This window comes from Bacillus timonensis (assembly GCF_000285535.1).
GTDB lineage: Bacteria > Bacillota > Bacilli > Bacillales > Bacillaceae_L > Ferdinandcohnia > Ferdinandcohnia timonensis.
The window spans coordinates 1,040,532-1,058,818 of sequence record NZ_HE610986.1 but is presented as its reverse complement, the minus strand read 5'-3'; the positions used below and the strand labels follow the sequence as shown (position 1 = coordinate 1,058,818).

The 18,287-nt window shown below is 39.0% G+C and carries 15 protein-coding genes and 1 riboswitch; of the genes, 10 read left to right on the top strand and 5 right to left on the bottom strand.

Going from position 1 to position 18,287, the window contains the following annotated elements; translation table 11 throughout:
- Positions 1-77: 77 nt before the first annotated feature.
- The 4 genes from BTHG_RS25010 (at position 78) to BTHG_RS13825 (ending at position 3,470) form a co-directional block, all read left to right on the top strand.
- Positions 78-863: a C39 family peptidase gene (locus BTHG_RS25010; RefSeq protein WP_010677325.1), complete on the top strand. Its 786-nt coding sequence runs from the start codon at positions 78-80 to the stop codon at positions 861-863.
- A gap of 24 nt (positions 864-887) precedes the next feature.
- Positions 888-1,595, top strand: coding sequence for a cysteate racemase (cuyB, locus tag BTHG_RS13835; protein WP_010677324.1), 708 nt, complete (start codon positions 888-890; stop codon positions 1,593-1,595).
- Positions 1,596-1,614: 19 nt separating this feature from the next.
- Entirely contained in the window at positions 1,615-1,872 is a 258-nt protein-coding gene (locus BTHG_RS13830; protein WP_010677323.1) for a hypothetical protein, read from the top strand.
- Positions 1,873-2,156: 284 nt separating this feature from the next.
- Positions 2,157-3,470: a murein hydrolase activator EnvC family protein gene (locus BTHG_RS13825; RefSeq protein ID WP_010677322.1), complete on the top strand. Its 1,314-nt coding sequence runs from the start codon at positions 2,157-2,159 to the stop codon at positions 3,468-3,470.
- A 178-nt stretch (positions 3,471-3,648) separates the two neighbouring features.
- Here the strand turns inward: BTHG_RS13825 and BTHG_RS13820 are convergent, their stop codons facing one another.
- The gene (locus BTHG_RS13820; RefSeq protein ID WP_010677321.1) at positions 3,649-4,374 is read right to left on the bottom strand and encodes a Crp/Fnr family transcriptional regulator; all 726 of its coding nucleotides are present in this window, start codon (positions 4,372-4,374) and stop codon (positions 3,649-3,651) included.
- Positions 4,375-4,827: 453 nt separating this feature from the next.
- Here BTHG_RS13820 and BTHG_RS13815 point away from each other — a divergent pair, with 453 nt between their 5' ends.
- Both BTHG_RS13815 and odhB read left to right on the top strand, forming a co-directional pair.
- Positions 4,828-7,668: a 2-oxoglutarate dehydrogenase E1 component gene (locus BTHG_RS13815; protein ID WP_010677320.1), complete on the top strand. Its 2,841-nt coding sequence runs from the start codon at positions 4,828-4,830 to the stop codon at positions 7,666-7,668.
- Positions 7,665-8,918 carry a 2-oxoglutarate dehydrogenase complex dihydrolipoyllysine-residue succinyltransferase gene (gene odhB, locus BTHG_RS13810; RefSeq protein ID WP_010677319.1) on the top strand — a complete coding sequence of 418 codons (1,254 nt, stop codon included), beginning with the start codon at positions 7,665-7,667 and terminating at the stop codon, positions 8,916-8,918. The genes BTHG_RS13815 and odhB overlap by 4 nt, the downstream gene beginning before the upstream one ends.
- 111 nt (positions 8,919-9,029) lie before the next feature.
- Here odhB and gdhA read toward each other — a convergent pair whose 3' ends face one another.
- The gene (gdhA, locus tag BTHG_RS13805) at positions 9,030-10,355 is read right to left on the bottom strand and encodes an NADP-specific glutamate dehydrogenase (RefSeq protein WP_408605279.1); all 1,326 of its coding nucleotides are present in this window, start codon (positions 10,353-10,355) and stop codon (positions 9,030-9,032) included.
- A gap of 241 nt (positions 10,356-10,596) precedes the next feature.
- Here gdhA and BTHG_RS13800 point away from each other — a divergent pair, with 241 nt between their 5' ends.
- A complete protein-coding gene (locus BTHG_RS13800; protein WP_010677317.1) occupies positions 10,597-11,502 on the top strand; it encodes a LysR family transcriptional regulator in 906 nt (301 codons plus the stop codon).
- A gap of 78 nt (positions 11,503-11,580) precedes the next feature.
- On the opposite strand, the gene BTHG_RS13795 is transcribed toward BTHG_RS13800, so the two are convergent.
- Positions 11,581-11,895: a DMT family transporter gene (locus BTHG_RS13795; protein ID WP_010677316.1), complete on the bottom strand. Its 315-nt coding sequence runs from the start codon at positions 11,893-11,895 to the stop codon at positions 11,581-11,583.
- Positions 11,895-12,236, bottom strand: coding sequence for a DMT family transporter (locus tag BTHG_RS13790; RefSeq protein WP_026021818.1), 342 nt, complete (start codon positions 12,234-12,236; stop codon positions 11,895-11,897). The genes BTHG_RS13795 and BTHG_RS13790 overlap by 1 nt, the downstream gene beginning before the upstream one ends.
- Positions 12,237-12,301: 65 nt before the next feature.
- Positions 12,302-12,423, bottom strand: a riboswitch (guanidine-I (ykkC/yxkD leader).
- A 153-nt stretch (positions 12,424-12,576) separates the two neighbouring features.
- On the opposite strand from BTHG_RS13790, the gene BTHG_RS13785 reads away from it, so the two are divergent.
- From BTHG_RS13785 to BTHG_RS13775, 3 genes are read left to right on the top strand one after another with little or no spacing between them, the layout of a single operon-like run.
- Positions 12,577-13,332, top strand: a complete 756-nt coding sequence (locus BTHG_RS13785) for a DeoR/GlpR family DNA-binding transcription regulator (protein ID WP_010677314.1) — start codon at positions 12,577-12,579, stop codon at positions 13,330-13,332.
- Positions 13,329-14,240 (top strand): 1-phosphofructokinase, encoded by a 912-nt coding sequence (pfkB, locus tag BTHG_RS13780; RefSeq protein ID WP_010677313.1) that lies wholly within the window; start codon positions 13,329-13,331, stop codon positions 14,238-14,240. The genes BTHG_RS13785 and pfkB overlap by 4 nt, the downstream gene beginning before the upstream one ends.
- Positions 14,241-14,255: 15 nt before the next feature.
- A complete protein-coding gene (locus BTHG_RS13775; protein ID WP_010677312.1) occupies positions 14,256-16,133 on the top strand; it encodes a PTS fructose transporter subunit IIABC in 1,878 nt (625 codons plus the stop codon).
- Between the two features lie 17 nt (positions 16,134-16,150).
- Here BTHG_RS13775 and BTHG_RS13770 read toward each other — a convergent pair whose 3' ends face one another.
- Positions 16,151-18,256 (bottom strand): metallophosphoesterase family protein, encoded by a 2,106-nt coding sequence (locus BTHG_RS13770; RefSeq protein ID WP_010677311.1) that lies wholly within the window; start codon positions 18,254-18,256, stop codon positions 16,151-16,153.
- Positions 18,257-18,287 lie beyond the last annotated feature (31 nt).

Sequence of the window (18,287 nt, the reverse complement as noted above, 5' to 3'; positions counted from 1 at the left end):
AAGACGCGTCCGCAAAAGCGCTACGTCGTGTCATTTTACACCTGCTTTTTGAACATCTAGAAAAGGGGCAGATGGAAGTGAAAAAAATAGTAACGGGTCTATTATTTTTGAATTTCATATGTGTCATTTTTCTATTATTGAACTTTCAGACTGTTAAAGGCATTACTAGAAGTATGATTGATGGGACAGAAGGTGTGTTTTCTGGGCTTACAACTGTGTATGCACAGGAGACGAATCCCTATCGAGAAGTATCGAACGGTGTGATAGAAGTGTTTATTCCGGTTGAAAAGATCCTTCAATTGCCGGAATTGCCAAATGGCTGTGAAATTACATCATTAACTTCTATTTTGAACTTTTATGGCTATGATGTTTCCAAGTTGGACATGTCAGACAATTATTTGCCAAAGGAGCCATTTAAAAAAATCAACAATGTCTTATATGGACCTGATCCTAATAAGGCATATGCAGGAAACCCACGGGAATGGAGTGGCTTTTTTTCCTATGCGCCTCCAATTGTTCAAGCAGCTCAATCATACATAGAAAAGGTAGACGCTGATCTTGAACCAATTGACCTAAGCGGAAGCTCTCGTGAGGAAATCATCATGGAGCTTGAAGAGGGTAATCCTGTTGTAATTTGGGTAACGTTAGACTTAAGTAAGAAAAAAGTCAATTATTCATGGAACATTACTAACACAAATACGAAGTTCAATGCGCCAATCAACTTACATGCTGTGGTCTTAAATGGCTACGTGGGTGATAAAGTGCATGTCATGAATCCATTGCAAGGACAAGTCACATATGATGCAGATACATTCTTTGCAAGCTATGTTGATTTAGGAAGTCATGCAATGACTGTAAAGTAAAAATGAGCGAAACTAGGTGTGAACATGGAACAAAAAATACTAGGCGTCATCGGTGGAATGGGACCAAAAGCGACATCTGTTTTCTTTGATAAAATAGTCAACAAAACTGAGGCCCATAAGGACCAAGACCATCTAAATATGGTCATCCTTAATCATACAACTCTTCCGGACCGAACTAATGCAATCCTTACTAATACCGGCGAGACATTTTTAGATGCTGTTAAAAATGATTTCAAGCTCCTAGAAGCAGCAGGTGTATCGAATATTGCTATTCCTTGTAACACATCTCATTATTTTTACGAGGAGCTTCAGAAGCTGACAAAAATTCCGATTATCAATATGGTTGAAGAAACAATAAAGGAAATCCATGATATGTATGGGGACGATACGAAGATTGGAATTCTTGCAACAAACGGGACGATTCGTAGTGGAATCTACGCTGACGTATGTAAGAAGTATAAGCTAGAGCTTTTAGTCCCCAATGATAGCTTACAAGAAAAGGTCATGGACATAATTTATAACAATGTCAAAAGTGACCTCGATGTTGATTCTAGTGAGCTTGAGCAGCTCATAAAACACCTTGTTGAAAAAGAGAATTGTAAAACTGTGATTTTGGCATGTACGGAATTGTCCTGCATAAAATTAAGTGATGAGGCAGAACGTCATACAATTGACGCCATGAACGTACTTGTGGAAAGATCGATTTTACGTTCAGGCAAGCGCCTAAAATAAGAATGCGGGTGAGGACAGGATGAGAAACCAGGATGCAAGGTTTGAAGCATTTTTACATGATTCATTTAAGGACGGAAAACTATATCGAGAGCTGAGGTTGTCGGTAGAGGAAGTGGAAATTGTAAAGAAGTTGTTGCCGAATGTTCAAATTGTTACATCTCAGGTAAAGGAATCCTCAGACGGAAAGTCATGGTATGAAATTCATCTTCGTTCTAAAGCGATAACTGCGGAACAAACAGTACGCCCGCAAATGAAAAAAGAACCTGTAGAAGCATGAAATAAGCTCGCCTATTGGCGGGTTTTTTTATGGAAATTAATTGTCGAATTTTCCCGTTGAACGTGTTAAAATGATTACTATTAGATTGTCGAAAAATCTTTGTGAAATCCAGTGTTTTCAACTCTTACTGAAATATAATTGTAATAATACTTTGACGTTTTAAGACAATTATTTATGTTATAATACAAATCGTGAGAATATATAACAAAATGTGATACATATGGTTGGAAAGTAAAATTTTTCATCTATAGATTGCTAGTTTGGTAGAAGGAGGATGTGAGCGGGTGAAAAGAAAACTTCTCATGATTGGAATAGGTATATCAATAGGACTTGGAAGTTTATTGACATCTATGCCTAATACTGCATTAGCGGTTCAAAAAAATGAAGAACTAGAAAGTGAAAAGCAAGAAGTTCAGCAAAAGAAATCAGAGCTTGAGTCGGAAATCTCCCAAAAGGAGGGAGCTCTAGACGAAATCAAAGAACAACAGGTTAGTGTCGAACAAGAAATTAAACGGCTCGATCTTGCTGTTGGTGAGACACGTAGCAAAATAGACGGCGCAAAGGCACAAATCCAAGAAACGAAAGAAGAAATTGAACGCCTTGAGGCAGAGATGAAAGTTCTTGAGGAACGGATTCAAAAGCGGGACGAGCTTATTAAAGAGCGTATGCGCAGTCTTCAGGAAAGTGGCGGATTGGTCAGTTATGTGGATGTGCTATTAGGCTCAAAAAGTTTTAATGATTTCATTAACCGGGTTAGCGCAGTATCTACATTTGTCCAAGCTGACCGTGATATTATGAAAGAGCATGAAGCTGATATTAAACTATTAGAGGATAATAAAGTAGAGGTTAAGAGTTTACTTGCACAACAAGAAGAACAGTTAAAAGAGCTTGACCGATTAGAAATACAGTTACAAGAACAAATTAAAGAACAAAATAAAGTCATGTCACAACTCAAAGCAGAAGAGCAAAAAATGCATGATGAGCTTCATGCTTTAGAGGATGTTGGCGAATTATTAGCAGCACAGGAAAAAGCAATACAAATGGAAATCAATGCGTGGAATCAAAGGCAAAAAGAACTTGAGGAACAACGCAAAAAAGCTGAAGAAGAACGTAAGAAAGCCGAAGCGGCAGGGAATACACCGCCACCAGCAGCAACAGCACCACCAGCTGTAAATAATGGAGGGTTTATAAAACCTACAACAGGACGACTCACTTCAGGCTTTGGAGTGCGTTGGGGAAAAATGCACTTTGGAATTGATATTGGAAAAGGTGGACGCCCAGGAAATATTCCAATTTATGCAGCGGCAGATGGCACCATTACTCGCTCTCGCCTTGAAAGCAGTTATGGAAATGTCATTATGATTACTCATTATATCAATGGGCGTCAAATGACAACTGTTTATGCGCATTTACAGGAACGTTTTGTTGGCCAGTATGACCGTGTACAACAAGGAGATTTAATTGGATACATGGGAAATACAGGCGACTCAACTGGCCCGCATCTCCATTTTGAAATTTATGACGGCCCATATAGTCCAACTCAATACAGTGGTGGACATTCAAACGCAGTAAACCCACTTAATTATGTATCCTTTTGATAAATAAGCGCCCAACCGATGATGGTTGGGCGTTTTGTTTTGACTGCATGCTTGGCTGGGACAGGGATATCACTTAAGGAGAAGGAGATATCAGTTATGCAGGTAAAGGACCGCATGAGAACTTTTTTAATACCGGTTATCCACTTCAAAACAAAAAACCCACATTCATATTGTGGGTTTACAATGTTTTTGCCTTCTTTTTTAAGCCCTCAAGGTCAAGGATGTGAATATCTCTTTGTCCATTTACTTCAATCAAATTTTCGGAAATGAATTTGACGAACTTCCGGCTAATTGTTTCTGGTGTCGTTCCAATCAAAGATGCTAATACTTTTTTTGTGATTGGAAGTGTAAATCTCCCGTCTTTAGTTCGACCCCGGTTATTGAATAAGAGAAGTACACTAGCTAATCGTTGTTCGACCTCCATCAGGCTGAGCAGACTCATCCATTCATCTGCTTGATAAATCCGTTCATTTAATGCACGCATGAAACGAAGAGCCATTTTGTGATTTCGCTCTAATGTATTAAAAAAGTCCTGTTTCTGAATTGTATAGATAACAGTATCATTAATTGCTACCGCATTTGCATAGTGATTTTCAGATTGAAGCATTGCAGATTGGCCGAAAAAGTCATCAGGAAATAAGAGTCGAACGATTTGTTCTTTTCCATCCTCCGCCACTTTTGTGATTTTGATAATGCCCTCACTGATAATATAAAGGGTGTCAGAAGGGTCACCTTCGCTAAAAATCACTTCCCCTTTACGGTAATCACGAATTTGAATGACTTTTTGTAAAAGTTTCTTTTCCTTCTCATTTAAACCTTGAAAAATAGGTACCTGACAAATATAGCTTGGATCATGTGGACTGCTAATCATACAGAACACTTTTTCTCCTTTCAAAATGCCCATAAAATGCGGACTCTTGTTGTACGTAAGATTACCTACCCTGCCTAAGTCTAAACGGACTTTTGGTTCAAAAAGTGTAAATGGATAACCAACTTATCTAACGTTTCCTTTACTTCAAGTGGAATGTTGTACTACAATAGAGACTTCACTTTATGTTATTCCAAATCATATTATTTGCTTTAGCAAAATTCCTTAAAAAAATTGATTTATATCAAGGAAACTTTCTGCTTTCAACTATAAGATAAGAATAACATATTTAATCAGAATTATGACTATATAATGACTCTTATTTTGCCTGTTTTTTTTGGCTTTTTTCTGGAAAATTTCAATGTAAGCATTTTACTAGAAATTAACTGGAAATGGGGTATAGTATGGGTAGATGTCATATTTCTATGAAACACTAATTTGTCTATATCATTATTACAACATGTAATGTAATATGGAGGCTAATACAAAATGGATAACCAACTAAGGAAAAATGTGTGGGAGTCATTCTATGGCCCAAACATGGGTTATGTTTTTGACATGTATGAGAAATACAAGAATGATCCAAGTTCAGTAGACCCTTCTGTGAAAGCGCTTTTCGAAGAACTTGGGCCACCACCAGCAGATGAGCAATCAGCAACAGCAGAACTAGTAAGTGGGGGTATCTCACCGAAAACAATCAAGACTATTACATCTGGGGCAAAATTAATTAAAAGCATTCGTGCATATGGGCATTTAGCGGCTGATATTTATCCGCTTCGTACTAGACCGAAGCCAGATACCAGCTTTTTAGAGCCAGGTTATTATAACCTAACGAAAGAAGATTTAATGAATATCCCAGCAACATACATTTGGGAGGAAGCACCTCCATCAGTTCAAACAGGATGGGATGCTTATGAGCATTTAAAATCAGTTTATACACAATCCATATCTTATGAGTTTGGACATGTTGATTCAGAAGATGAGAGAGCTTGGTTAAGACAGCAAGTTGAAATCAATGGAATTACCTTAAACCTTTCTGCAGATGAAAAGAAAAAACTTGCAGAGCGTCTAATGAATGTTGATGGGTTTGAGAAATTTTTACACAAAACATTTGTTGGTCAAAAGCGTTTCTCTATCGAAGGATTAGATATGCTTGTCCCAATGCTTGAGCGTTTAATTCAGGAAGGCAGTAGTGATGGCACCGATAACATTATGATCGGTATGGCTCACCGCGGCCGTTTAAATGTGTTAGCTCATGTTCTAAATAAGCCATATGAACTCATTTTCTCTGAATTCCATCATTCACCAAACAAAGATTTAATTCCTTCTGAAGGTTCTAGAGGGATTAACTATGGTTGGTCTGGAGATGTAAAGTATCACTTAGGGGCTGACCGTACTTTTAAAGGTCCTAAGGAGCATATAACTCATATTAATCTTGCAAATAATCCAAGTCACTTGGAGTTCGTAAACCCTGTTGTACTAGGGCTTACTCGTGCAGCTCAAGACAATACTAGTAAAGCTGGTTACCCTGTGCAGGATAAGCAAAGTGCAATTAGTGTTCTCATTCACGGTGATGCAGCATTCCCTGGTGAGGGTGTGGTAGCTGAATCCTTGAACTTGAGCAGATTAAAAGGCTACGAGACTGGTGGAACTGTTCATATCATTGCTAATAATATGGTTGGTTTTACAACAAATAATACAGATTCTCGTTCAACTCGATTTGCAAGTGACCTTGCAAAAGGTTATGAGATTCCAATCTTACGTGTCAATGCGGATGACCCTGAAGCTTGTCTTGCAGCGATTCATTTTGCATATGAGTATCGTAAGCGTTTTGAAAAGGATATATTAATTGATTTAGTTGGTTATAGACGTTTTGGTCACAATGAAATGGACGACCCAAGCGTAACACAGCCATTATTATACAAGAAGATTTCAAACCATCCGGTAATTGCTGATAAGTACGGAAATGAGCTAGTTGCTCAGAACGTTATGACAGCTGAAGAGCTTACACAAAAACGAGAAGAATTTATGCAAAAACTTCAATCAATCTTTGATGACTTTGCGGAAAATGAAGAGCGTGTGAAACCTAAGAAGCCGAAAGCATTATCTTCTATTCCAGAATTCGATACAACAGTTCCTTCTGATCTTTTACGCAGCATAAATAAAGGATTATTACAGTGGCCAGAATCGTTAACTGTTTATCCGAAGCTTGAACGTATCTTAAAACGACGTGAAACTGCGTTAGATGAGGATAATAAAGTGGATTGGGCATTGGCTGAAACCTTAGCCTTCGGATCGGTTCTTGCTGAAGGAAAAACAGTTCGCTTAACGGGTCAGGACAGTGAGAGAGGAACATTTGCTCATCGTCATGTTGCACTAAATGACTATGAAACAAACGAAAAATTTATCCCATTACACAATATTCCTGAAGCAAAAGCTTCATTCTCTATCTATAACAGCCCATTATCTGAAGCTGCTGTTCTAGGTTTTGAATATGGTTATAGTGTTCAAGATGAAAATGCTCTTGTCCTTTGGGAAGCGCAATTCGGTGACTTCGTGAACGTGGCACAGCCAATTATTGACCAGTTTATTTCTTCTGGTCATGCGAAGTGGGGACAAAAATCGGGTCTCGTGATGCTTTTACCACACGGATATGAAGGACAAGGTCCAGAGCACTCTAGTGGTAGGGTTGAGCGGTTCCTAAATGCAGCTGGGGAAAATAACTGGATTGTTGCGAACGTAACAAGTGCGTCACAATACTTCCATTTATTAAGAAGACAATCCTTGCTTACTTCTACTGATGAAGCAAGACCTTTGATTGTAATGACTCCAAAGAGTCTACTTCGCCACCCACAAACAGCTTCATCACTTGCTGATTTAAGTAATGGAGGCTTCAAACCATTACTTGAGCAACCAGGAATGGGAACAGAAAAGGAAAAAGTAACACGCTTAATACTTTGCAGTGGTAAGGTAGCCATTGATTTAGCAACAGAAGCTGCGAATTTACCTGTTGAACAAGCACAAAGCTTGCATATTGCAAGAGTGGAGCAATTATATCCATTCCCTAAGAAAGAATTAGAAGAGTTAGTTAGCCAGTATCCTAACTTACAAGAGGTTGTATGGGTCCAAGAAGAGCCTAAGAACATGGGGGCATGGCCGGCATTACAACCGGTATTAATGGATATTTTATCTGATGAATTGAAACTAGATTATGTTGGTAGACCGAAGCGTTCAAGTCCAGCTACGGGCGATCCAGATATTCACAAACAAGAACAAGCTTGGATTATGCAAGATGCATTGCTTACAGACAAAGGAGGGAATCAGCAATGATCGAAATTAAAGTGCCAGAACTAGCTGAATCCATTACAGAAGGAACAATTGTTGAATGGTTAAAAAAAGAAGGCGAACTCGTTAACAAAGGCGAGTCAATCGCTGAACTTGAAACTGATAAAGTAAACGTTGAAATTAACAGTGAACATACAGGCATTATCAAGGAATTCTTATTCCAACCTGGTGATAATGTTGAAGTAGGTCAAGTGATTGCAAAGCTTGATGAAAATGGTTCTGAATCAAATGCGGCAGCTCCTGCACCTGAGGCAGCGCCAGTCCAAGAGACTAAAGCTGAGGTACCAGCACCAGAAGCAAAACAAGAGCCGGCTGCGAAAGAAGTAGCGCAGGAAAAAGGTAAGCAAGTGATTGCTTCTCCAGCAGCTAGAAAAAGAGCTAGAGAGCTTGGAATTGACTTAAACGAAGTTTCATACAAAGATCCTCTAGGACGTGTTCGTGTGGAGGATGTTGAGGCTCATAACCAAGCACCATCTGCACCAGCACCAGCGGCAAAACAAACTGCAACTGCACCAGTTGTAAATGATGACCCACGTGTAGAAAGAATTAAAATGTCTAGACGTCGTCAAACAATTGCAAAACGTCTTGTTGAAGCACAGCATACTGCTGCCATGCTAACTACATTTAACGAAGTTGACATGACTGCTGTTATGGATGTAAGAGCACGTCGTAAAGATGCCTTCCTTAAAAAACACGGAGTTAAACTTGGCTTCATGTCATTCTTTACGAAAGCAGTTATCGGTGCATTAAAGGCATATCCGTTTGTTAATGCTGAAATTCAAGGAAACGAAATCCTACTTAAGAAATTCTATGACATCGGTATTGCCGTTTCTGCAGAAGAAGGGTTAGTTGTACCAGTTGTACGTAATGCTGACACATTAAGCTTTGCAGGTATTGAAAGTGAAATCGGACGCCTAGCTGAAAAAGCAAGAAACAACCAATTAGGCTTAAGTGACCTACAAGGTGGAACATTCACAATCACAAATGGTGGTACATTCGGTTCTCTAAATTCAACACCAATTATTAACGCACCACAGGTTGGTATCTTGGGAATGCATAAGATCCAAAGACGCCCTGTTGTTATAGATAATAATGACACTGTTGAAGTTCGTCCAATGATGTATGTAGCACTATCTTATGACCATAGAATAATTGATGGTAAAGATGCTGTAGGATTCCTTGTAAAAGTTAAAGAACTATTAGAAGACCCAGAAGATTTATTATTAGAGGGTTGAGAGTAAATAAGGCACATGTTCCCATTGATGGAGCATGTGTCTTTTGCTTTTAACATATAGAAAAAAGCTGCTTCCAAGGGAGGAAACAGCTTTTTTTACATCTTCGTCTTATTAGATAACACCGTGAGCAATCATTGCGTCAGCTACTTTTAAGAAGCCAGCGATGTTTGCACCATATACTAGATTACCTGGATGTCCGTATTCTTCAGCAGCATCCATGCTGTTGCGGTAAATAGAAGCCATAATATCTTGTAGCTTGCTGTCGACTTCTTCAAAAGTCCAAGAAAGTCTCATGCTGTTTTGTGACATTTCAAGTGCAGAAACGGCAACTCCACCAGCATTAACCGCTTTTGCAGGTCCGAATAGGACTTTGCTTTCAAGGAATAAGTCAATTGCTTCTAGCGTAGAAGGCATGTTTGCACCCTCACCAATTGCTTTTACTCCATTAGAGATAAGAGTTTGTGCGGATTCGCTATCAATTTCGTTTTGAGTAGCACAAGGTAATGCGATATCACAAGGGATAGACCAGATACCTGAGCAGCCTTCAACGTACTCTGCTTGAGGATGTTCTAAGACATATTCCTTAATACGTTTACGTTCTACTTCTTTGATACGTTTGATAGTTTCTAAATCTAGGCCATTTTCATCGTAGATATAGCCATTTGAATCACTACATGCAACCACTTTTGCACCAAGTTGTTGAGCTTTTTCAATCGCATAGATAGAAACATTACCGGAACCTGAAACAACAACTGTGCTACCTTCGAATGAAAGACCTTGCTCTTTTAGCATTTCTTCAACGAAATATACAGTACCATAGCCTGTTGCTTCTGTACGAACTAAGCTTCCGCCATATCCAAGGCCTTTTCCAGTAAGTACACCTGCTTCATAGCCACGAAGCTTTTTGTATTGACCGAACATGTAGCCAATTTCTCTAGCACCTACACCGATGTCTCCAGCTGGAACGTCGACGTTAGGGCCAATATGTCTACTAAGTTCTGTCATAAAGCTTTGTGTAAAGCGCATGATTTCATTATCGGATTTTCCTTTCGGATCAAAGTCAGATCCACCTTTACCTCCACCAATTGGAAGACCAGTTAAGGAGTTTTTTAGGATTTGCTCAAAACCTAGGAATTTGATGATACTTGCATTAACGGAAGGGTGGAAACGCAATCCGCCTTTATATGGGCCAAGTGTGCTGTTGAACTGAACACGATAGCCACGATTTACATGAATTTGACCTTGGTCATCTACCCAAGGTACACGGAATGTAATCATTCTTTCCGGTTCAACGATTCTTTCTAAAATTGCTTGCTTCATATATTTTGGATTTTTAGCAAATACAGGTACAAGCGAAAGGAAAATTTCTTTCACTGCCTGATGAAACTCTGGTTCATGAGGATTTCTTTTCTTAACCTCCTCATATACTCTGTTCATATAATCGGTTGCTTGTTTTAACTCTGGTACAGGAATAGACTTTTCGATCATAGCCATCGTGTACATTCACCCTTTCTTTGCTATATATTTTTTACGTCAAAATCAACGAAAACGAACGGACAAAAACTTTTTTATCTGTAAATTCTTGATATTAGTTATTTTATAATGAATAATTAATCTAAACAATATAAATAAAAGATATAAACGATGCCGAAATTAGATGAATCGAGGAGGAAGCACTGTGGAACTCAGACAACTCACCTATTTTATAGAAGTTGCAAAGCGAGAACATGTTACAGAAGCAGCAAATTCGATGCATATTGCTCAATCAGCTGTTAGCCGGCAGTTATTCAATCTTGAAGCTGAATTAGGCGTAGATTTATTTATACGAGATGGACGAAATGTGAAATTAACACCAATTGGAAGAATATTCTTAGACCATGTTGAGCAGGCATTAAATGTGCTAGATAATGCAAAACGTGAGATTGAAGAATATTTAGACCCTGAGCGTGGAACAATCCGTATTGGATTTCCAAGTAGTTTAGCTGCACATACACTCCCAACAGTTGTATCTGCATTCCGTGATCGACATCCGCAAGTTAAGTTTTCACTGTCCCAAGGGAATTACCATTCATTAGTAGAGAGAGTGAAAACTGGTGAGATAGATATGGCATTACTTGGGCCCGTACCAAACCAAGAAAAGAAAATAGCAGGAACCACTTTATTTACGGATAGAATGGTGGCACTTTTACATCGATCACATCCATTAGCAGCAAATAAGTCAATAAATCTTAGTCAGTTAAAAGAAGAACAGTTTGTACTATTTCCGACTGGCTTTGTTTTACGAGATATCATTGTGAAAGCATGTAATCAGCTAGGGTTTCAACCAATTGTTTCTTTTGAAGGGGAAGATATTGATGCGATTAAAGGTCTTGTATCAGCAGGGCTTGGCGTAACAATCATCCCTGAGGTGACCTTAATTGAAAATGTACCTCATTCCACAGTGAAAGTTTCGGTTGTGCAGCCTGAGGTAACTCGTTCTGTAGGTGTTATTATTCCAAAAGAGCGAAAATTACTCCCAACTGAACAATTGTTTTATGACTTTTTAAAAGATTATTTTTCATTTTTAGACAAGTTCCAATATTAACCTTTGAGGTATTTCCTCGGAAATGGGATAAAATTGTCGATTTGTAGGGGGCCTTGGGGAGGGCTCCCTACTTTACTATTACCCAACTAATTTTAAACCAACAGCAGAACTAATAATTAAAGCAATGAATACAAATCGTTTCCAATCCTTTTGCTCACCATATAGAAGCATTCCAAGTATCGCCCCACCCGATGCACCAATTCCGGTCCAAACGGCATATGCAGTGCCCATAGGCAATGTTTTCATTGCGATGCTAAGAAACAGGAAACTTCCACCGAAAGTAGCAAGCAGTAAGACTAAGGATTTCCAGTTTTTCTTTTTATGAAATTGGTTAATCATTACGACTCCTAGCATTTCAAAGATTCCAGCAATAATGAGTGATAACCACGCCATTACCCTTCAGCTCCTTCCGTTTCTCCCTCTTTTGTAACAAGTTTAAGTCCAATTACTCCAACTAATAGCAATCCTATTAATAGAAGCTTTACGAGTTTGACAGGTTCATTGAAAAATAGAATTTCTGAAATGACAGTTCCGGCAGTACCTAGACCAACAAAGACAGCGTAAACTGTCCCAACGGGCAATTTTTTACCCGCAGCAATTAAAGCATAGAAACTGATATAGATCGCAATAGCCGTTCCAGTCCATGTCCAAAAACTATCCGCATGTTTTAAACCAATCACCCAAAACACTTCAAAAAACGCCGCTAAAAAAACCTTCATCCATTCCATATTCATCTATAATTCCTCCTTTATTTTTCCTAATAAAAAGAAAAAGCCCAAGAGATTATAACAAATGTATAATCTCCCAGGCTTTTGTCCCTCCGTGGCATAGCAAAACGGGCTTTTGAATATCCTCTTTTGCTATGAGTTTTCTCTCGGACCAGGCTAGCCAATAAGCTACGGAACCCTAGAAAACCTTCGTTATTAAACTGACTTCATTATACAACAGAAGCTTTTTTTAAGAAAGAGGGAAAAATTACTCGTGAATGAAATTGGATGAAAGTGATTGTTTTTGGTTGATTTGTGAAAATGGCTTCAATATAATGAGAGTACAATCCATTAAGGAAGTGACATGATGTTAACTCCGGAAAGACATCAACTTATTTTATCCTTATTAAAGGAACATGGTGTTGTGAAACTTCAAGAGTTGGTTGAAAGTACGAATTCGTCGGAATCCACAATTCGTCGTGATTTGGTACAACTTGAAAATGAAAATAAATTAAAAAGAGTCCATGGTGGGGCATCACTCGTTCATGGAAATCGCCTTGAACCAAGTTATATCGAAAAAACTGCAAAAAACATCAAAGAAAAACGAGCGATTGCGAAATATGCATCAAAGCTTATTCAAGATGGAGACTCTATATATATGGATGCCGGGACGACAACGCAGGAACTAATCCCATTTCTTGATCAAAAGGAACTTACGGTTGTAACAAATGGTTTCAATTTAATTGAACCTTTGCTTGAAAAAGGAATTACCACCTATTTAATAGGTGGTGTTGTAAAACCACAAACAAAGGCGTTAATTGGGAGTCGAGCCTTATCGAGTTTGAATCTTTATCGATTTGATAAATGCTTTTTAGGGGTGAATGGAATTGATTTGAAGTTTGGCTTTACCACCCCTGATCCTGAAGAGGCACTGATTAAACAAACGGCAATGGGCTTAGCAAAGGAAAGTTTTATTTTAGCTGATCACACAAAATTCAACGAGGTTTCTTTTTCAAAAATCTCATCTTTAAAAGATGCCATTTTAATAACAGATGATCAATTAGCAAAAAATGAACTTGCATCATATCAAGAACATATCAACATAAAGGTTGTGACAACATGATTTACACAGTTACATTAAATCCCTCTATCGATTATTTTATCGAGCTGGATGATTTTAAGGTTGGTGAACTGAATCGAATAAAACAAGATCGAAAAAGCCCAGGTGGGAAAGGAATCAATGTTTCCACAGTCTTGAAAAATGTCGGAATAGGTAGCGTCGCATTAGGGTTTGTTGGTGGTTTTACGGGACGATTTCTAATTGATGCCTTAACGAAAAAAGGTATCAAAACAGATTTTGTTACTGTTGGAGACGACACAAGAATCAATGTAAAGCTTCATGCTGATGTCGAGACTGAGATAAACGGGGCCGGACCAAAAATCACATCTGATGAGCGTGAACAGCTATTAGGTAAGTTTAAGCAGTTGGAAGAAGGGGATGTGTTGGTGCTTGCGGGTAGTATCCCTTCTTCATTACCATCCACATTGTATCAACAAGTTGCAGAAATGCTAAAAAATAAAGAGGTAAGACTGGTTGTTGATGCCACAAAGGATTTATTAGTCGAGGTACTTCCATATAAGCCGTTTTTAATCAAACCAAATCATCATGAACTTGGTGAAATATTTGGTGTTGAAATCAATAATGCAGAAGAAGCCGTTCCTTATGGGAAACAGCTGATTGAAATGGGAGCGGAACATGTCATTGTTTCAATGGCGGACAAGGGTAGTTTGCTGTTTGTTGGAGACGATGTCTATTTTGCAAGTATTCCAGAAGGAAAGCTTATTAACTCGGTCGGGGCAGGAGATTCTGTCGTGGCGGGTTTTATTGCTTCCTATTCAAAGAATCAAGATGCGACTGAAGCCTTTCGCTTTGGGGCAGCTGCGGGTAGTGCTACTGCTTATTCGGAAGGATTAGCAACCGAAGACAAAATTAAGGAATTGATTTCACAGGTACAAGTGAAAAAAGTATAGAAAGGAACATGTAGCATGAGAATTACGGATTTGTTGAAGAAAGATACGGTTATCATAGAGCTTTCTTCTTCATCTAAGCTTGAAGTCATCGATGAATTGGTGTCAAAACTTGATGAAGCCGGACGCCTGCAAGATAAAGAACAATATAAGGAAGCAATTTTAACAAGAGAAAGCCAAAGTACGACCGGTATTGGGGAAGGAATTGCGATTCCACATGCGAAGACAGCTGCAGTGAAAACACCAGCAATCGCATTTGGGCGCTCAACAAACGGAATTGATTATGAATCATTAGACGGGCAGCCAAGCCATTTGTTTTTCATGATTGCTGCAAGTGAAGGGGCGAATAATGCACATCTTGAAACATTATCACGCTTGTCTTCATTACTTATGGACACAGGTTTTCGTGAAAAATTAATGCAGGTTCAAACTCCGGACGAGTTAATTGATGTAATTAATGAAAAGGAGAATGAGTCTGAGGAAAATGAATCAGAAGAAAAAGAAGCTCCAGTTGAGAAAAAAGAAGGGCAGCAAAAGGTTCTTGCGGTAACAGCATGTCCAACAGGAATTGCCCACACATACATGGCAGCAGATTCATTAAAAGCAAAAGCGAAGGAAATGAACATTGATTTTAAGGTTGAAACAAATGGTTCAACTGGTGTGAAAAATGCTCTTACTCAAGCAGAAATTGATGAAGCAGTTGCAATCATTGTTGCGGCTGATAAGCAGGTGGAGATGGCCCGTTTTAACGGTAAAAAGGTGATTCAAGTTCCCGTTGCACAAGGAATTCGAAACCCTGAAGAATTGTTATCAAGAGCGATTAACCAGGATGCTCCAACCTACCATGCGCAAGCAACAACAAAGCAAAAGTCAGAAGGTGGAGAAAGAAGTGGCTTTTATAAGCACTTGATGAATGGTGTCTCCAATATGCTTCCGTTCGTTGTCGGGGGTGGATTGTTAATTGCTATTTCCTTTATTTTTGGCATTCATGCATCTGACCCAAACGATCCTTCCTATAACCCGATTGCGGGCGCATTAATGACAATCGGAAGCGCTAATGCATTTCAATTAATGATTCCTGTATTAGCAGGGTTTATTGCAATGAGTATTGCTGATCGCCCAGGATTAGCACCAGGTATGATTGGTGGCTTAATGGCAACAACAGGAGGAGCAGGGTTTTTAGGTGGTTTAATCGCCGGATTCCTTGCAGGATATGTTGTTTTGTTAGTGAAGAAAATCTTTTCAGGTTTACCATCTTCATTTGAGGGACTTAAGCCAGTTTTGATTTATCCGTTCTTTGGAATTTTGATTACAGGTATAATTATGTATGTGCTTGTTGGTCCGTTAAAGTCTGTGATGGATGGATTAACAGGATGGTTAGAAGGACTTGGTACAGGAAATTTAGTGGTACTAGGCTTAATTTTAGGTGGAATGATGTCGATTGATATGGGTGGTCCAATTAACAAAGCCGCATTTACCTTTGGAATTGCGATGATTGATGCTGGAAACTACGCACCACACGCCGCAATTATGGCGGGGGGAATGACGCCTCCACTTGGACTAGCTTTAGCCACAACACTGTTTAAAAATAAGTTCACAAAGCAAGAACGTGAAGCTGGAAAAACCGCATATTTCATGGGAGCGTCGTTTATTACAGAAGGAGCAATACCATTTGCAGCTGCTGACCCAGGCCGTGTCATTCCTTCTGCTGTCATTGGTTCTGCGGTAACAGGTGCTCTTACAATGTTGTTTGGAATAGGGTTGCCAGCTCCACACGGTGGAATCTTTGTTATTCCGTTTGTGTCAGGTAGCTGGGTGTTATATGTACTCGCGATTATTATCGGTACTGTTGTAACAGCATTACTTGTCGGATTTTTAAAAAAGCCAATTAAATAAGTGAGAATACCCCGTGCCTAGCTATGCACGGGGTTATTTTTATTTGAAAGTGGAATTGGTTCATAGGTGATTATGTTGTTGCTTTGCAGCAATGTGTTTTGGATAAAGGACGGAATGAGGACAAGGTGTCCAAGATTATTATCCGTTTCAATGATAGGGCCTTGATTTGTAGAGAGGTATTTGATCTTTTCCTTCCATGTAAAACCCGCCGGGCAGGGTTCATTTCTCTTTTGCTTAACGATATCATACGTTTCATTACAATATCGATTGATTTCTTTGTTTTTTCGTGCCGCTGCATTTAGCGTGACAATCATCTTCATTAGTCCACCTTGGATACCTGAAAAACTCATATTGTTCATCGGGCTGCTTGTAAATTGGTAGATGCAAAGATTTTCGCCGTTTTGAAATTCTACATTCGTTTTAACAGCCGATGCGTAATGGACATCACCTGATAAAATAAAGCAATGACTAGGGTTCCACTCCTTAATCTGGTATAAGAATCCACTAAAACCCTCTCCGTTATATTTCCATGATTCAAAGTCAAATGCAGTTGTGACAGGAATTCTAATTGTTTTTAATGGATGGATATATTGATTGAGAAAAGACTCGATTAAACCAATTCCATAGACGGGGGTGGGGGAAACAACGAGGAGCGGTTCTCCGTGATTCCAGCCACTTGTATATAAACAATCTGTGGTTTTTTTCCAGCCTTCTTCACTTATCAACTGAGGAGGACGGTCTTTTTCTTCAAAATTTCGACCAAGGGATACAGGAAGTGGGGTGTGGTCATATTTTCGCTGTGTACGTGTATCAAGGAAGATGGATGTTGGATTTGTTGGTGCAACAAAGTGCCATTGGTCAAAATTCCACAAGACATCCTCCCACAAGTCGTGTGAACGTGAAGGTATTTGATATGATTTAGGGTACTTCCAGATATTGTACAAGAAATCTTGGTCAAATCGCTCTGGGTCATTGCCCCAGCCTTGAAATAACCAATAGGCCATTAATCCATTAGAAATGACGTGCCTTCCGAGATTTGATTGGTGGACATTTTTTTTCCAATCGTGACTAATATTCCAGTCATCTGTAATGTCATGGTCATCAAAAATCATATAGGTTGGAATGTTTGCTAGTAGTCTTCTTACCTTTGAAAGTGTTTGATAGGTAATCTTCACATCTGCCACTTGTTCGTTATATTCCTTTTCGTATATTTTCTCCTCCTTTTTTCGCTTTTCTTTTTTGTATATAAAATAAATTTGATTATACTTGGTGCTTTCCTCAAAAGTGGGGAAGTTACCTTCGATTGTATAAGCATCCCAAAGTTCGGGTGACCAAGATAATAAATATAATGCAGCATACTCGCCTAATGTCATAGCGTGGTTCTGAGAGTGTGAGGAGGTGAACTTGCAAAAGCGCTCCATAATAAATTGTCGTCCACGAGTCTGATAGATTGATTTGTTAAATGGTTGCTCTTTAAGGCGAGGCTCAATTTCAGCAAGTTCTCCTTCTTTTCCAATAAGTTTTTTTCCGGCTTCCACCATGATTGGAAAAACTGGATCTGGCACATCATCTGCGTATATTTGGTCACCTAATAGAAATAAAGTGCTCGGGCGTTTTTCAAGGTCTAGATAATTCTGTTCGAGGGTTTTATCTCCTTGACTAAGCGCATCCTCGCCTTTTCCATGAAGCTTTCGGCATGATCCGTACAAGAGATTGCTTTGTTGTTGGGACGAATCTGGGATAAAAAAGCTCGGGAAATGGAGGTCTCCGTAAGTGATGGAGTTTGGTTGGTCTCTTCCTAAAAGTCCGAAATCTTGTAAATCAAGGACGTCAGAGTCCTTTTGAAAATGGAGATTATAGCCTAAGAGTGTATTCACAGGAAATTGGGCTTGATAGGGTGTTAGTTTGATTAGGCTGATATAAAGTTGTTTACCTGCGCAAAAGGTAGTTGTTTCAGAATGACAATCTATTTCATGGTACGTAAAATTTGTACCATCCATGTTTTTAATTTGGTACAGCTTTGCTCCAAGCTTAAATCGTTTGCGTAATGCAATCCATATATAGACTTGAGAAGGCTCAACACGACGAAGGATTGGCCCCGATAAAATTGTCGGTACATCCACTTAGTTCACCACCCCATTTTATTATTTCTAT

Excerpts from the sequence above, each read along its gene's own strand:
- cuyB (WP_010677324.1), top strand. The coding sequence starts at position 888 with ATGGAACAAAAAATACTAGGCGTCATCGGTGGAATGGGACCAAAAGCG.
- BTHG_RS13830 (WP_010677323.1), top strand. The coding sequence starts at position 1,615 with ATGAGAAACCAGGATGCAAGGTTTGAAGCATTTTTACATGATTCATTT.
- BTHG_RS13820 (WP_010677321.1), bottom strand. The coding sequence starts at position 4,374 with ATGGGCATTTTGAAAGGAGAAAAAGTGTTCTGTATGATTAGCAGTCCA.
- BTHG_RS13815 (WP_010677320.1), top strand. The coding sequence starts at position 4,828 with ATGGATAACCAACTAAGGAAAAATGTGTGGGAGTCATTCTATGGCCCA.
- odhB (WP_010677319.1), top strand. The coding sequence starts at position 7,665 with ATGATCGAAATTAAAGTGCCAGAACTAGCTGAATCCATTACAGAAGGA.
- gdhA (WP_408605279.1), bottom strand. The coding sequence starts at position 10,355 with ATGAACAGAGTATATGAGGAGGTTAAGAAAAGAAATCCTCATGAACCA.
- BTHG_RS13795 (WP_010677316.1), bottom strand. The coding sequence starts at position 11,895 with ATGGCGTGGTTATCACTCATTATTGCTGGAATCTTTGAAATGCTAGGA.
- BTHG_RS13790 (WP_026021818.1), bottom strand. The coding sequence starts at position 12,236 with ATGAATATGGAATGGATGAAGGTTTTTTTAGCGGCGTTTTTTGAAGTG.
- BTHG_RS13785 (WP_010677314.1), top strand. The coding sequence starts at position 12,577 with ATGTTAACTCCGGAAAGACATCAACTTATTTTATCCTTATTAAAGGAA.
- pfkB (WP_010677313.1), top strand. The coding sequence starts at position 13,329 with ATGATTTACACAGTTACATTAAATCCCTCTATCGATTATTTTATCGAG.
- BTHG_RS13775 (WP_010677312.1), top strand. The coding sequence starts at position 14,256 with ATGAGAATTACGGATTTGTTGAAGAAAGATACGGTTATCATAGAGCTT.